General features: G+C 59.0%; 11 protein-coding genes. 7 read left to right on the forward strand and 4 right to left on the reverse strand.

Translation table 11 applies throughout. The features are described 5' to 3' along the window. Window positions 1-5: 5 nt before the first annotated feature. The 3 genes from AC0V6M_RS04525 (at window position 6) to AC0V6M_RS04535 (ending at window position 7,239) form a co-directional block, all read left to right on the forward strand. Entirely contained in the window at window positions 6-4,739 is a 4,734-nt protein-coding gene (locus AC0V6M_RS04525) for an NAD-glutamate dehydrogenase (RefSeq protein ID WP_486137669.1), read from the forward strand. Window positions 4,740-4,809: 70 nt separating this feature from the next. Further along, window positions 4,810-6,039, forward strand: coding sequence for an NAD(P)/FAD-dependent oxidoreductase (locus tag AC0V6M_RS04530; RefSeq protein WP_486137670.1), 1,230 nt, complete (start codon window positions 4,810-4,812; stop codon window positions 6,037-6,039). A 45-nt stretch (window positions 6,040-6,084) separates the two neighbouring features. Then, the gene (locus AC0V6M_RS04535; protein WP_486137671.1) at window positions 6,085-7,239 is read left to right on the forward strand and encodes a CaiB/BaiF CoA transferase family protein; all 1,155 of its coding nucleotides are present in this window, start codon (window positions 6,085-6,087) and stop codon (window positions 7,237-7,239) included. A gap of 10 nt (window positions 7,240-7,249) precedes the next feature. Here the strand turns inward: AC0V6M_RS04535 and queG are convergent, their stop codons facing one another. Next, entirely contained in the window at window positions 7,250-8,308 is a 1,059-nt protein-coding gene (gene queG, locus AC0V6M_RS04540) for a tRNA epoxyqueuosine(34) reductase QueG (RefSeq protein ID WP_486137672.1), read from the reverse strand. A 46-nt stretch (window positions 8,309-8,354) separates the two neighbouring features. Between queG and AC0V6M_RS04545 the strand changes: the two genes are divergently transcribed. The 4 genes from AC0V6M_RS04545 (at window position 8,355) to msrB (ending at window position 12,680) form a co-directional block, all read left to right on the forward strand. Continuing rightward, window positions 8,355-9,338 (forward strand): ABC transporter ATP-binding protein, encoded by a 984-nt coding sequence (locus tag AC0V6M_RS04545; RefSeq protein WP_486137673.1) that lies wholly within the window; start codon window positions 8,355-8,357, stop codon window positions 9,336-9,338. After that, entirely contained in the window at window positions 9,338-10,627 is a 1,290-nt protein-coding gene (locus tag AC0V6M_RS04550) for an ABC transporter permease (RefSeq protein ID WP_486137674.1), read from the forward strand. Before AC0V6M_RS04545 ends, AC0V6M_RS04550 begins: the two co-directional genes overlap by 1 nt. Window positions 10,628-10,719: 92 nt before the next feature. After that, a complete protein-coding gene (locus AC0V6M_RS04555; protein ID WP_486137675.1) occupies window positions 10,720-12,075 on the forward strand; it encodes a cytochrome P450 in 1,356 nt (451 codons plus the stop codon). A gap of 98 nt (window positions 12,076-12,173) precedes the next feature. Next, window positions 12,174-12,680 carry a peptide-methionine (R)-S-oxide reductase MsrB gene (gene msrB, locus AC0V6M_RS04560; protein WP_486137676.1) on the forward strand — a complete coding sequence of 169 codons (507 nt, stop codon included), beginning with the start codon at window positions 12,174-12,176 and terminating at the stop codon, window positions 12,678-12,680. Between the two features lie 24 nt (window positions 12,681-12,704). On the opposite strand, the gene AC0V6M_RS04565 is transcribed toward msrB, so the two are convergent. From AC0V6M_RS04565 to AC0V6M_RS04575, 3 genes are all read right to left on the reverse strand, one after another. After that, window positions 12,705-13,337 carry a PilZ domain-containing protein gene (locus tag AC0V6M_RS04565; RefSeq protein ID WP_486137677.1) on the reverse strand — a complete coding sequence of 211 codons (633 nt, stop codon included), beginning with the start codon at window positions 13,335-13,337 and terminating at the stop codon, window positions 12,705-12,707. A gap of 342 nt (window positions 13,338-13,679) precedes the next feature. After that, window positions 13,680-14,720 (reverse strand): hypothetical protein, encoded by a 1,041-nt coding sequence (locus AC0V6M_RS04570; protein ID WP_486137678.1) that lies wholly within the window; start codon window positions 14,718-14,720, stop codon window positions 13,680-13,682. A gap of 4 nt (window positions 14,721-14,724) precedes the next feature. Then, window positions 14,725-16,107 (reverse strand): vanadium-dependent haloperoxidase, encoded by a 1,383-nt coding sequence (locus tag AC0V6M_RS04575; RefSeq protein ID WP_486137679.1) that lies wholly within the window; start codon window positions 16,105-16,107, stop codon window positions 14,725-14,727. Between the last annotated feature and the right edge of the window lie 78 nt (window positions 16,108-16,185).

A 16,185-nucleotide genomic window follows, 5' to 3' on the forward strand; every position in this document is an offset into this window, starting at 1 on the left:
CGAGGATGGTTTCGAAACCCGCTAAAAAGCTCGCAGGAAAAGCTTCAGCCAAGCAAAAAACGGCGCGCGCCCCGCGCCGAAGCAAGCATCATACCGCTCTGTCAAAGCGGCTCGCCGATGCGATCCTGCCCGGTGACACCCCCTTTGCAAAGCAAGCGCTGGAAGAGGCAACCGCCTTCCTGCTGGCCGCCGCTGAGCAGCGCGAGACAGACCGCGCCTCGCTGGTCATGGAAACTGAAACCGATGAGCGGCGCATTATGCGCATCGCTTTGGTCAATGATGACATGCCGTTTTTGGTCGATTCGGTTGCCTCTGCGCTCGCCGCCCAAGGGGTCACGATTGACCGGTTGGTCCATCCGATCATTGCGGTAAAACGCGACAAGCCGGGCAAACTTACCGAGCTCGGCTCTGGCAAGGCGCGCGAGTCTATGATCTATATCGAGACGCCGCGGGTTGATGCGCGCCAACGCCGCGAATTATTGAAAGAACTGCGGCTGACCCTGGGCGATGTCCGCGCCGCCGTGAACGATTGGCCCAAAGTGCAAACCGCGATGAAAGCGGACATAGAACGGGTCGAGGAACCGGAGTTCAAAGACCTGCTGACTTGGCTCAACAGCGGTATGCTAACCCAGCCGGGCCATGTAACCCGCCGCCGCGATGGCAGCCAGTCTGGCCTCTTGGGAATTTGCCGTAAGAGCGCGCGTTCCTTGCTGGCCGATACGTCCTATGACAAAGCGTTCAAATGGTTCGGGCAGAAACGCCCTGATGGCCGCACGCGCGAACTGCTGATCATCAAATCGAACCATACCGCCAAGGTTCACCGCCGCGTGCCGCTCGACCTGTTTATCGTGGCGATCCGCAAAAAAGGCAAAGTGGAGGCCCTGTCGGTTCATGCCGGGGTTTGGACCAGCGCCGCACTGGCCTCTGCGCCTGCCAACGTGCCGCATCTGCGCGAAAACTTGGATGCGCTGACCAAAGAGCTTGGCTTCAACCCATCAGGGCACACCGGCAAAGCGCTGGTCCATGCCTTTACCGCGTTGCCGCATGATCTGCTGATTGCGTTCAATCGCGCAGATATTGGCCGCCTCGCTACCACCATGATGAGCCTGGTTGACCGCCCGCGCCCGCGCCTGTCGCTCGCCAGTTCGCAACTAGACCGGCATGTGTTTGCATTTGTTTGGCTGCCGCGCGATCTGCTCTCCACCCAGGTGCGCCTGCAAATTGAGGAGCTTCTGACCGCAGAGGCGGATGCGAAAGTTCTCGATTGGAGCCTGGAGGTTGAAGGCGGCAATCTGGCGATGCTGCAATTCGTGCTCGATGTTCGCGAAGCCAAAGCCATGCCGGATGCAGCGGAGCTGGAAGGTCGCCTCGAAGACATGCTGCGCGGTTGGGGCGAGGGGGTCGAGCGCCACCTTGCCAAGAGAGAAGACCCCGCGCGCGCCATGGCGATTGCGGCGCGTTTTGCTGGCGCTTTTCCGGCCAATTACCGGCTGCTCTATGGCACTGCAGAGGCGGCGACTGACATCCGCCGGATTCGCGCGCTCAGCGCCCGCACCAGCGGTGAAGATGACGCGGCCCAGCGTGATGTGCGCTTGTACCATCTCGATAGCGATGCGACCGATAATCTGCGGCTCAAAGTCTATCAAAGCAGCGGCGCTTTGCCTTTGTCCGATGCCGTGCCCGCACTGGAGAATTTCGGCTTTCGTGTGATCACCGAAATCCCGACCGAGCTTGATGATGGCGCGCTTGGTTCGATCCATGATTTCACCCTCGCTCTACCTGAAGGGGACGAGGCCGCGCCGCTGCTGGAGCGTGCAGGCGTTATCGAACAGGCCATCGCCGCCGTGCTCAATGGCAGTGCCGAAGATGACCCGTTCAACCGGCTCGTGATCGGAGCGGGCCTGAGCGCGCAGGAAGCCAACTTGCTGCGCGCCTTCTATCGCTACCTGCGTCAGACCGGCATGGGCTTTACGATCTACACCGTCGTCGATGCGCTGGCCGCTGCTGTGCCAGTGACCAAGGCGATGATCGCGCTGTTTACCGCGCGCCATGATCCCAAGTTTGAGGGCAATCGCGAAGAGGCCGAGAAGAAGGCTCGCAGCGATTTCTCGCGCGGGCTGGCAAAGGTTTCCGCGATCAATGATGACCGGCTGCTGCGGCTCTACAATGCAGTTATCGGCGCGATTCTGCGCACCAATGCGTTTGCCGATGCCGCGGATGAAGCGCTGGCGTTTAAGTTGGATTCTGCGCAGGTTCCCGACCTGCCAAAGCCCGTGCCATGGCGCGAAATTTTCGTTTATTCGCGCCGGGTAGAGGGCATTCACCTGCGCGCTGGCGTGATCGCTCGCGGCGGCCTCAGATGGTCGGACAGGCGCGATGACTTCCGCACTGAGATCCTAGGCCTGATGAAAGCGCAGCGCGTCAAAAACGCTGTGATCGTGCCGACCGGGGCGAAGGGCGGCTTTTATCCAAAGCAACTGCCATCGCCTGCGAAAGACCGCGATGCCTGGGCCGCAGAAGGTCGGGCGAGCTATGAGATTTTCATCCGTACCTTGCTGTCGATCACAGACAACATCGTGAAGGACGAGGTTGTCTATCCAGCAGATGTGATGGTGCACGATGGCGAAGACCCCTATTTCGTGGTCGCCGCCGATAAGGGTACGGCGCGCTTCTCTGACGTGGCCAATGGTATCGCGGAAAGCCGCGATTTCTGGCTCGATGATGCCTTCGCCAGCGGCGGCTCCAACGGCTATGACCACAAGGCGATGGGCATTACTGCACGCGGTGCGTGGGTCTCTGTCCAGCGGCATTTCCTCGAAATGGGCATCGACGTGCAAAGCGACAGCGTCCGCGTGGCAGGCTGCGGCGATATGTCGGGCGATGTGTTCGGCAATGGCATGCTGCTGTCGAAAGCGATCAAGCTGGTCGCGGCGTTTGACCACCGGCACATCTTCATCGATCCAGACCCCGATCCGGCGCAAAGCTGGAAAGAGCGCAATCGCCTGTTCAATCTGCCGCGCTCCAGCTGGGAAGATTACAATTCCAAGCTGATCTCGAGCGGGGGCGGTGTGTTTGCGCGCAATCAAAAGAGCATCAAGCTGCCCAAAAAGGCGCGCGAAATGCTGGGGCTTGAAGACGCCGAGATTGCGCCCGATGATCTGGTGACGGCGATCCTTAAGGCAGAGCTTGATCTGATCTGGTTCGGCGGAATTGGTACTTACATCAAAGCTGAAAGCGAGAGCGATGCAGCCGTGGGCGATCCCGCCAATGACGGCCTGCGTGTGACCGCCGCCGAAGTGCGCGCGAAAGTGATCGGCGAAGGCGCGAATCTTGGCGTGACGCAAGCGGGCCGGATCGCATTTTCGCTCAACGGCGGGCGCATAAACACCGATTTCATCGACAATTCGGCCGGTGTGGATTGCTCCGATAACGAGGTGAACATCAAGATCGCGCTCGCGGCAGCCAAGCGCGATGGCAAGCTGCCCGAGAAGAAGCGCGTTGCCGTGCTGGAAGCGATGACCGACGAGGTTGCAGCAATCGTGCTGGAGGATAACCGGCTGCAAGCGCTTGCGCTGTCGATTGCGGATGCAGGCGGCTGCGACGCAACCGCGTCTTACACGCGCCTGATCGAGACGCTCGAAGACATGGCCGATCTTGATCGCAAAACAGAGGGCCTGGCCTCAAGCGAAGCGCTGATTCGCCGTGCGGGCGAGGGCCAAGGCATGACCCGGCCAGAGCTCGCGGTGCTGCTGTCTTCGGCCAAGCTCGCCCTGCAAGATGCGATCGAGGAGAGCCCACTGTCCAGCGATGAGGCGATGGAGGACGCGCTAATCGCGATGTTCCCAGAGCCGATGCAAAAGGACTATGCGAAACAGATCAAGCAGCACCGCTTGCGCCGCGAGCTGGTCGCGACCGAGCTCGCCAATCGCATCATCAACCGCATGGGCATCTTGGCCTCATTCGAGCTCGCCGAAGAAGAAGGCGCATCGCTGGCAGCGGTAACCAACGCCTTCGTCGCCGCCGACCGACTGTTTGGAATGCGCGCGATTTGGGAAGAGCTCGACACAGCGAAGATGGGCGAAACAACGCGCATCATGCTGTTTGAGCGGGTCGCCATCGGTCTAAGAGGACACATGGCAGACCTGCTGCGCGCTGGCGCGGCTAAGCGGCCTCCCGCTGAATTGGTCGAAGAATTGCGCGGCGGGGTCGAAGAATTGCACGATGCCACCGAGGCTCTGCTGGCCGGCGAATCGCGCCAACAGTCAGACAAAATGCTCAGCGAGCTGGTCGAAGCGGGCGCGCCCGAAGCGCTGGCTAAAAAGGTCGTGCATCTGTTCGAAATGGACGGCGCGATTGGTCTGGCAAAACTCGCGCGCGATGCCGATGTGGCGACGCTGCAGCTGACCGATGCCTTCACCGATATGGGCGTGCGTCTGGGTCTCGATTGGGCGCAGGCCACAGCTGCGCTGATGGAGCCTTCCGATGTTTGGGAGCGCTTGCTGGTCGCTGGCCTGGCGCGCGATTATCAACAGATGCGGCTCGATTTTCTGCGTCACTTGGTGCGGCGCAAGAAAGGAAAAGCTGATCCAGCAAATGCAGTGGAGCAATGGGCCAGCGACAATGCCCCTGCAATCCGCCAGTTTAAGGCGATGGTGGGCCGAGCGAAAGCGCACACGCCAGTGGCGCCAGCAGTGCTCGCGCAAATTGCCAGCCAGGCCCGCAATCTGCTCGATCCCTAAGCCGTCATCACCCCGTCCAATGCGCGCAAGACGCTTGACCTGAGCCAAATTTGGGGCAAGCGTCTGTGCCATGGACAGCGCGGATATCGTAATCGTGGGCACCGGGCATGGCGGCGCACAAGCAGCCATTGCTCTGCGCCAACAGGGGCATGAGGGATCGATTCTACTGGTTGGGCGCGACGCCGTTCCACCTTACGAACGCCCGCCTTTGTCGAAGGAATATCTCGCCGGGGACAAGCCGTTTGAGCGGATCTTGATTCGGCCTGAGAAGTTTTGGGCAGACAAGGATATCACCCTGAAGCTCGGCCAGGGGGTCACCGAGATTGACTGGATGGCGCATGAAATTGTGCTGATGGATGGCAGCCGGATTGGCTATCGCAAACTAATTTGGGCAGGCGGCGGCGACCCGCGCAGGCTCCCATGCCCCGGTGCCAATCTGCACGGTGTTTTCTACGTGCGAGACAAGCGCGATGCCGATGCGATGATGGCCGCGATAGAGGGCGGTGCGAGACGCGCGGTTGTGATCGGCGGCGGATATATTGGGCTAGAAGCGGCCGCTGTGCTGCGCAAACTTGGCGTCGAGGTGACCTTGCTAGAGACTCAATCCCGCCTGCTGGCGCGCGTCGCGGGCGAGGAACTATCCGACTTTTACGCCGAGGTGCACCGCAGTCACGGGGTCGACATTCGGCTCCGCGAGAACGTCCAAGAAATATCGGAAACAGACGGCCAGGCCAGCGGCGTTTTGCTCGAAAGCGGCGAGTTGCTCGAATGCGATATGGTGGTCGCCGGAATCGGCATCATCCCCTCGGTCGCCCCATTGATCGCGGCAGGCGCAGCGGGATCAAACGGCGTTGACGTTGATGTCTATTGCCGCACGACCTTGGACGACATTTATGCAATTGGCGATTGCGCCGCCCACGCCAATGACTTTGCCGATAGCGCGGTGATCCGCCTGGAATCGGTCCAGAACGCGCATGATATGGCGAACACGGCCGCGCGCGCGATCATGGGCGATAAACAGCCCTATCACGCACTGCCATGGTTCTGGTCGAATCAATATGACCTAAAGCTGCAAACCGCTGGCCTCAGTCTCGACTATGACGAGACAATCCTGCGCGGCGACCCTGCCGCGCGCAAGTTCTCGATCATCTATTTGAAAGAAGGCCGACCGATTGCCTTCGACTGCGTCAATGCGATGAAGGACTATGTCCAAGGGCGCAAATTGCTGGAAAATGGCATTCAATCGGCTGATAAAGCTTTACTCGCCGACCCTGCGACGCCGCTCAAGGAATTGCTCTAAAGCCCTATCGGCACTCGGCACGCGAATTCAGAAAGAGGCATTTTCATGCAAACAGGCGATGGCGGCTCCATGCTTCAGGGTCTGAAGGTGCTGGACCTCACAACGGTCGTGTTTGGCCCCTATTGTACGCAAATTCTCGCTGATCTTGGTGCCGACGTCATCAAGGTTGAGGCGCCGGGCGGCGATGCGCTGAGATATTCGGCTAAGTCTGCCAAGACAAACGGCATGGCGCCAAGCTTTCTCGCGCTCAATCGCGGCAAGAAATCACTGCTGCTGGACCTGAAAGACGACGAGGCGAAAGCGCAATTGCGCAAGCTGGTGGAGGAGGCAGATATGCTGATCCACAATATCCGGGCCGAAGCGATCGAGCGGCTTGGGTTTGGATATGAGGCGGCCAAATCGCTCAACCCCGAAATCATCTATGTCCACTGCGTCGGCTTCGGCTCTGACGGCCCGTATGGAGGGTTGCACGCCTATGACGATGTGATCCAGGCGGCGAGCGGCGCGGCCACTCTGTTGCCCCGCGTCGATGGCAATGCAAAGCCGCGCTATCTGCCTTCGCTGATTGCCGACAAGGTCGCCGGATTGCATGCCGCCTATGCTTCGATGGCGGCGATGATCCACAAGCTGCGCACGGGCAAGGGTCAGTTCCTTGAGGTGCCGATGTTTGAGGCGTTTTCGAATTTCATGCTGAAAGAGCATCTGGGCGGGCTGACATTCGATCCGCCGGTCGGGCCAGCCTGTTACAGCCGCCAGATTGATCCGGACCGCCAGCCTTTCCCGACCAGCGACGGCTATATCTCCATCGTCCCCTATCAGATCGACCATTTTCTAAAGGTTGTGGCGCTTCTGGGTGATGAAGAATTCGCACGAGAAGCACGGTTCCAAAGCGTCAAAGGGATCGTCCAAGGCAGCGCCGACATCTATCGCCGCATTGGCGAGCTGACCGCGCAAAAGACGACCGGCGAAGTGCTGGCAATCATGCGTGCGGCGCAAATGCCCGCCATGCCAGTGCGGGATATGCAGGATATGACAGCCGACCCACATTTGGACGCCGTTGGCTTTTTCCAGCGCAGCGAGCATCCGACCGAGGGCACGGTGCTGAACCTGCGCGAACCGACGCGGTTCTCTGAATGGAGCCCATCAAACCCGCGACCAGCGCCCAATCTGGGCGATGCTTCGGACGGCTTTGACAGATAGAGCCTTAGCGCTAGCCAGCGGGTAGCCTGTCCAAAGCCCAGCGAGCAGCATCCGCCACCACCGGATCCTCGTCGTTTATTAGCGTTTCCACCGGAGCACGCAGGGCGGCATCCCCGCTATTGCCCGCCGCATAAAGGCAATTGCGCACAAACCGATTGCGGCCAATCCGCTTAATCGGAGAGCCGGAAAAAACACTGCGGAAACCAGCGTCATCAAGCGCAAGCAATTCAGCCAAACGCGGCGCAGCGAGTTCAGCGCGCGGCAGAAATTCGCGCGCAGCATGGGAGATTTGCGCAAACTTGTTCCACGGACACACCGCCAGACAATCATCACAGCCGTAGATCCTATTGCCCAGCGCCGCGCGGAACTCCTCCGCAATCGGGCCTTTGTGCTCAATGGTAAGATAGGAAATGCAGCGCCGCGCATCGAGCCGATAGGGGCTGGGAAAGGCGTCGGTCGGACAGGCATCGAGGCACGCGCGGCACGATCCGCATTGGTCCCGCTGAGGCTCGGTTAAGGGTAGGCCCAACGTCGTGTAGATCGCGCCGAGAAAAAGCCAACTGCCATGCTCCGGACTGACCAGATTGGTGTGCTTGCCCTGCCATCCGATCCCGGCCGCTTCGCCGAGGGGTTTTTCCATCACCGGAGCGGTGTCGACGAACACTTTAACCTCAGCCTCCGGCGCCTCTGCCACCAGCCAACGCGCCAACGCCTTGAGGCGCTTCTTGACCAGATCGTGATAATCCTTGCCCTGCGCATAAACAGAGATGCGCGCGCGCTCGCCATGCGCTTCCAAAGCCAAGGGGTCTTGGGCTGGCGCATAGCTCATGCCCAGCGCAATCACCCGCTGCGCCTCTGGCCACAGGCCCTGCGGCGAACGGCGGTGATACCGGCGGGTTTCCATCCACTCCATAGAGCCGTGATGCCCCTCGCCCAGCCATTGCTCCAGCCGCTCTGCGCGAACCGGATCTTCCGCCGCGCTCGTCACTCCAATGGCGACAAAGCCAAGCTCGCGCGCTTTGTTTTCAAGGCGTTTGCCAAGATCAAGTGTTGCGCCTGCGTTAACCACGCTTAGGGTTGCTCCCGTTTAGGCCCGTCCACTAACGGTGCGGGCCATGGATATGGCGGTAAGCGATCAAACAGTCTTGAGCAATGAGCAGAAACCTCTCGCAATCGAGGCGCGCGGGCTCGTCAAACGCTTTGACGGCACCTTGGCCGTGGGCGGAGTCGACCTCGAAGTGCCTGAAGGCGCGATCTATGGTGTGCTCGGCCCCAATGGCGCAGGCAAGACCACGACATTGCGCATGCTGCTGGGTATTATCGACCCCGACGAAGGCGTGCGCCGCGTGTTCGGATATGACCAACCGCACGATATTGGCCGCCTGATCGGATATCTGCCTGAAGAACGCGGGCTATACCCGGCGATGAAATCGATCGAAGCAATTGCCTTTATGGGCGCATTGCGCGGCCTGCCGCTGGCCGAAGGACGTGTGCGCGGGCTGGAACTGCTCGAACGCCACGGGCTGGGCCATGCCGCCGAACGCCAAATTCGCCAGCTGTCGAAAGGCATGGCGCAGACTGTGCAATTGCTCGGCACGCTGGTGCATCAGCCGCGCCTGGTTGTTCTGGATGAGCCGTTTTCCGGGCTCGATGCGATCAACCAAGGCAAGCTGGAGGGGATGATCCGCGCTCTGGCCGATGACGGGGTGACGGTAATCTTCTCCACTCATGTGATCCACCACGCAGAGCGCCTTTGCGAAGGCGTGGCGATCATCGCCGGGGGCGAAGTGCCCTATGCTGGCAGTGTTGAGGCCGCCCGCGACCGCATCCCTGCGCAGGTCAGGCTGGAAACACGCGCGCGCGAAGGCGGCTGGACCGCTGCTTTGCCAGATGACACACGGCGCACGGGTGATTTCTTCACCTTCTCTCTGCCCGACAGCGGGGTTGAACCTTTGCTGCGGACATTGATCGAAGGCGAGGCAGGCATTCTTTCGCTCTCGATTGAGCGGGCCGGATTGCACGATGCCTTCGTCCATATCGCGGGCGAAGCAGCTGCGCGGCAGCTCGAAGTGGATGCCGCTGGCGGGGAGCCAAGCTGATGAGCAATTTTGATCAAGCAGCAATCGCCGCCAAACCTCGGTTAAGCTATTTTCAGGCGGCATGGGTTGTGGCTCGGCGCGATTTCGTCGCGGTCCTTTTCAGCCGCGCATTCCTGTTCTTTCTGATCGGGCCACTGTTCCCAGTGCTGATCGGCGGACTGGCTGGCAGCATCGGCAAGACCACATCACAGCAGGCCAATAGCGTTGAAATCGGTCTGGCAATGAGCGCGGCAGACAACGCCGCAATGGAGGCCGCCGCCGAAACACTCCGCCCACAATTGGGCGGCGCTTCGCCTGTACTTAAGCGCGTGCCCGAGGCTGAAAGCGCCGGTGATTTTGACGCACGCGCCTTCCTCGACAGCGGCGGACGCAGCTATGTCGCGATCCTGACAGGCACCTTAGAAGAACCCAAACTGGTTGGTACGCAAAGCCAGGTCGATCGCTGGAAAGGCCGGATTGAACTGCTCGCTGCCACGGCCAGCGCCTCTGCGCCCAGCCGCTATCCCGATGCGGTGAGCGAGATTGTCGTCTCCAGCGGCGCATCCGACAGGTATAGCCGCGTGCGCACAGCGCAGGCTGCACAAATGGTTTTGTTCCTGCTGACCATTTTGCTGGGCGGCATGGTGCTGTCCAACCTTGCCGAAGAAAAAGGCAATAAGATCATCGAAATCCTCGCCGCAGCCTTGCCAATGGATGCGGTGTTTATGGGCAAATTGTTCGCCATGCTGGGCGTTTCCTTTGTCGGAATTGCAGTGTGGGGCACAACCGGGTGGGCATTCTGGGCGGTCGCCGAAGACGCCATTGTCACTGTCACGCAGACCAATTTCCGCGAGCTTCCCGGCCCGGCGATTGGCTGGCCGATGTTCATCGCGCTTGGCATTATCTATTTCTCGATGGCCTATCTGCTGCTCGGCTCTTTGTTCCTTACCATTGGCGCCATGGCCAGCAGCGTGCGCGAAGTGCAGACCATGTCGATGCCGGTCACCATGCTGCAGATCATGGTGTTCTTCCTCTCGGCGGCAAACATCGGGCAAACCGGCACACCGCTAGAACTGACGTCGGTGGTCTTCCCGCTCTCCTCGCCCTTCGCCATGATGGCCAGAGCCGCTTTGGAAGAGACGCTTTGGACGCACGCGGTCGCACTCGTTTGGCAGGCATTCGCGGTGTTCATCCTGATCAAAGGCGGCTCCACCCTGTTCCGCAAGCGTGTGATGAAGTCGGGGCCAGGCGGCGCGAAAAAGCGCCGGTTCTGGCAACGCAAACCGCCAGCGGCTGAGCCTGCTGAATAGGTTCCTTATCGCAACCGACTATTGACACTGCTGTCAGTTAAGGCACCATGCGCCTCACCAGAGCGGCCAAAGCCGCCGGACAGGAGAGAGACATGGCAACCATTGCGCCGCCAGTGAACGATCAGAATTCCGCACCTGAATGGCGCACGTCGCCCACCGCGCATGACGCGCTGATGGAGCATTTTGCCAAGCATCCCGAGGAACGTCCGCGGCATCCGCATAAATGGGACGTCAGCCGATCCGACATCTATTACGAAGACCGCTGGCAGCCGATCTTCAAGGAAATGCAGGACGCAGGCCCGCTGCATTACATCCCGGAAAGCCCTTACGGCCCCTATTGGGCGGTGGTTGGCCACAAGGCGATCCAGCACATTGAGGCCCTGCCCGAGGCGTTTTCCTCCAGCCGGGAATATGGCGGCATCACCATTCTGGAACGACCAGAAGAAGAAGAAGAAGAAGCGAAGCCTGAGGAAGAGCGGTTTGAACTGCCGATGTTCATCGCCATGGACCGGCCCAAGCATACCGGACAGCGCCGCACAGTTGCCCCAAAATTCACGCCCAGCGCAATGACCGCAATGGAAACCGATATCCGCACGCGGACGGGCGAACTGCTCGATTCGCTGCCGCGCGGCGAAGTGTTTGACTGGGTCGACAAGGTTTCGATTGAGCTCACCACAGGCATGCTCGCGCTATTGTTCGACTTCCCATGGGAAGACCGCCGCTTGCTGACCTTCTGGTCGGACTGGTCAGGCGATACAGAGCTGGGTTCAATCCGCGAGCTCGACGAATACCGGCGCGGTATCCTGCACGAAATGGCGGCTTATTTTCAGCAGCTCTGGGTCAGAAAAACGCAAGAAGAGCCCGGCGATGATCTGATCTCGATGATGATCCATTCCGATGCGATGAACCAGATGAGCCCGCAGGAATTCATGGGCAATCTGGTGCTGCTGATCGTCGGCGGCAATGACACCACGCGCAACACGATGAGCGGCATTGTCCATTCGTTCGATAAGTTTCCTGATCAGCGCAAATTGTTCGAAGAACAGCCCGAACTGATCCCCAATGCAGTGCAGGAATGCATCCGCTTCCAAACGCCGCTGGCGCACATGCGCCGCACCTGCACCGAGGACACCGAAGTGTTCGGTCAGACCATCAAACAAGGCGACAAGGTCGTCCTGTGGTATCTCGGCGCAAACCGCGAAGAAACCGTGTTCGAGAACCCGCACAAGCTCGATATCACGCGCGATAATGCGCGGCGGCACATCGCCTTTGGCTACGGCATTCACCGCTGCGTCGGGGCGCGCCTGGCCGAATTGCAACTGAAGGTTTTGCTGGAAGAAATGCACAAACGCCGCATGCGCGTGCATGTCGCTGGTGATGTGGAGCGGGTACGCGCAAACTTCGTCCATGGCTTCCGCAAATTGGAGGTCGAAATCACCGAATTTTAGGCGGATTTTAGGCGGATTTTTTCGCTAGAAATGTAACCTTTTGCCGCCTGCGTGCGTATCTAAATGTGATGCAATTCTTAGATCGGACGAGTTTAGCCATGACTGACATAAGACAAGACTTTGTCTCTCACCGCCGCACGTTCCTCGGCCTAGTCGGCCTAGGCGCGGCAATGCCGGTGCTGGCCGCTTGCGGTTCTGCGCCAGCGCAAGCTAAAAGCTTCCCCATCACGCGCAGCGATGCTGAGTGGCGCAAGAAGCTGACCCGCGAAGAATACCGTATTCTGCGCAAGGCTGGCACGGAGCGCGCCTTCACTTCACCGCTCGACAAGGAAAAGCGCAAAGGCACTTTCGTTTGCGCGGGCTGCGGCAACAAGCTTTATTCCTCGGCCACCAAATACGACAGCAAGACCGGGTGGCCGAGCTTTTGGAAGGCCCTCCCCGGAGCCGTTGGAACCTCCACTGATTACAAGATTGGTTATCCGCGCACCGAAGTGCACTGCGCCGATTGCGGAGGACACTTGGGCCATATCTTTGGTGATGGGCCAAAACCCACCGGCAAGCGCCACTGTATCAACGGCGTTGCGATGGATTTTGTCCCGGCCTGATATGAACCCTGGGGTAGCGCGAATTTAGTCGTGCTTGAGAAGAACAGGCGCTTGCAGTTCAGCGGCGAGACGCGCGAATTCACCCAGAGTGTAAGTGTCGTCAAACACGACGCCATAATGGTTGTCGCGCCGCCAGCGTACTTTTGCGCGCACCTCTTTCAGGCCTTCGCCGACCAGAGTCACAGTCTGATCAATTGCGAACAATCCTTCGCATTCAAAGCGTGCGCCTTGCTGTGACAGGTTCTCCACAAAGGCCTCGTGTTTGCCTGAAAGCGTCGCCACATCGACCGGGAAATACATGCCCAGACGCATACCCCGCTTGGGATATTCGCCAGCCTCTTCGACCAGCTTTTCCACGTCGACTGGATGAGCAAACTCAAACCCGGCTTCATTGCCGCGTTCCCAAATGGTGCGGATCTCATAGATCGCGCCGCTTGGCATATGCAGCTCCATTGTCTCACACGAGGGAAGTCGGTGAAACATACGGACGCTGATGCCGATTTCAGAGACGTCACGAATGACGCAGACGAATTCACCCTGACCGGAAATCAGTTTCGCGGCGCGAATGAGAATAGTCACCCGCTGCGCACGGCGTGGGTCATCGACCACTTCTGGAGTGGCTTCGTCAAATTCAGGCGTTTTTGCCGCGTTATCCATGCTGCGCTTCCGACCTTGTCCGCCAGTTCATCTGGCTTGCCTGCCCCTTCCACGGAGCGGCTCTGAATATCTCGATAGATGAAATCAGGTTAAGAGCAGGATAACGTTGTCATAAGGGGTCCCTCGACGAGGGCCTAATCAACGGGAATCAGAGGCACGCATTGTTGCACGCTGCGGGCGCATTAAACGCTCAAATCTCATGAGATGCAGAGCTTAGTTCCTGCTATTTTAATGATTGGACTACTTATCCAATTCCAATCCAGACGCCTGATCACATATGTGACAGCGAAGAAAGTGGAAGCGGGCAATGGGCGGTGCCCGCTTCCAACTGGTCAACCCTGATCAAAAGCTAAAGCGGAGGGAAGCAATAGCTTTGACTTCATCGGTTTCGACCAGAAAAACTCCGCCTTGTTCGACGGTCGCTTTCGCGTAATTGAGCCCGAGGTTGAGGGAGAGACCCCGCGCAATATCATAGGCCGCGCCCACAGAAGCGGATATCTCGTCATCGCCAGCAGCCTGTCCGTAATGAGCCTCGCCCGAAAGTCGGACTGGGCCGAGTTGGGTTTGCGCTCCAGCAGACAGGTACCAGCGGTTCAAATCGACAGCATCGCTATCGAGCCGTTCGTAACCTGCGCCAAGATCGAAGATGCTGCTGCCATAAACCAGCTCGCCAACGACGCCGATACCAGTGCTATCAAATTCGGTCAGCCCATCTCCAGCAAGGAAACTCGATCGTCGCACCCTGCCCGAGAAGCGAATATCCCGCTCACCGATGGGGCGCTGGAACGCAGCACCGACTTCAAAGTCGCCATTTTCATCGACGACAGCGCCAATGACCGATGGTCCAAAACGCCCAACATAGGCACCGCCCCAATCGTCTAGCTGGCCATAGAAGTCGTCAAAAGCGAGAACACCGTTGCCAACCCCGCGTTGTCGGCGAGTGAGTTCACGCACCTGCCCGTTTACATTGCCGGCAAGGACAGTTCCGACGCTTGTCCCGACAAATGCCGCGACATTGTCGGTGTAGCCATCGCTTCCATCGAAGGCATCGACTGCGCCCGTTGCGTATTGTCCAAAATAGGCGGCACCGATTGTCCAGCGATTGGCCAATTGAGTCTGCGCCGAAATTTGGAAGTTGCCGACGAATTCGACATCCACACTGTCAGTATCGGTGATATTGTCGAACTCGGCGATCACCGGCGTATCGACAATCCCCGTTACCTCGACTGTGACATCGCCCAGGTCAAATGCGATCGGTTCCTCAAGCGAGGACAGACGATCATAGTTGAGATTAACGTCCTGAGCCATTGCATTGGCTGGAAACAGGCAAAGCAGTGTCAGGGCCGACCCTTTGGTCAGCGCGATTTTCATCATTCGGCTCATGAAACTAAGCCTTTCTTTTGAACATGTTGTCGAACGCGTGCCGGGCGATAAGACGTCCGGCGCGATCTGCTTGGTCGTGATCTTCGAGCCAGTGCACGCCGCCATAAAGCCGGGACCAACCGTTTTCATGCGCGGCCTGATCGAGGCTGGTAAAGTGACGCGCCTTGCCAGTGAGGGTTGGCCACAAGACCTGATCGGGGCTCTCATGGCTGAATGTCACAGCGTCTGTGCCAATCAGCAATTTGATCATCTCCACGCCCACTGCACCGAAGGTTGAGTGGCCAGACGTGTAGGCCGGGAAGTTCGGCGTGGGGATAAAGCTCTCCCAATTCGACTGCGCCGCAACCCGCGGATCGTTATTGCCAAAGCTTTCGCCGCGGAATTTGATCGCGGTTTCCGGTCGGACAATATCGTGATGATATTTGCTGTCCCATGCCTGGATTGACGCGTCCGCCTGGGTCGCACCCATCAGCGCAAAGTTGCGTGCATGGTCGAGGAAATCAAAGCCGCGATCCTGCATCACTTGCAGCCCGATATAGAGGAAGTGACCTGGCGGCGTGATGCCCCAAGGGCCATCTTCCCAGAACAGGGCGATTTCCGACTGGTCAGCCGTGCGAGTGGTGCTGTCTTTTCCACCCAGCCTACGGACGAGTTCGAACTGTTCTGCAAATTCCGGGCTCCCAACATCGGGGAAATCCGGCACGCGGAACTGCGATGAACTGGTCATCGTCCAAGGCTTGATATCGCCTTGACCGGGGAACAGGCCGCGTTCATAGGCGCCGACCTGTGGGCCGGGATTGGCGCTATATGATGGGCCGGTTGGGGTCCATTTTAGCTCATCCTTGCGGCGCGGGTAGCGGCCGAGGTAGTAATTGACCTTGTTCGGTTCCGCCCCGTCATTGGTGCGCATCTTGTTGATAGCGATGCCAACATGGCGCCCCCATTTGATGCCAAGCTCTTTTGCTTCGCCATCTGGGAAGCGGTTTTTGAAGCTGTTGCGCTCCCACAAGAATGGCTGCTGGAAACATTCCGAAGCCGCTGTTGCAAAGGCCACTCCATAGGCGATTTCAGGATCGGCCCCTTTAGGCGCCTCGCCAAAATCGTAAGGCATATCATAGCGGCCAATGATGGCGTTGGCAGCGGCAAAGCCAGCCACCATGGGCGCTGCAAAATTGTAGGCAGCACGCGGCGGCGCAACACGCTGGTCGCGCACTTGCTGCATGATGATATCGACCCAATGATAGACCGTGTTGTTGTTTTGCGGATTAACAATGTTGGTGAGATAGCTTGAACGACTGCCAAACGAAGCTGTCGCGCAGCCCGCCAGTCCGGTCATCGCAATCCCGGCCGCTGCGCCGGCCATCATATTGCGCCTTGAAATTTGCATCTAATCCTCCGTCTTCGTGGGCTCGCGGTTGATCCGAAAGTGGGAGCCCTAATGATGAGACGGAGTTGCGCGCGAAAA

The organism is Erythrobacter sp. JB3-1 (assembly GCF_057364995.1).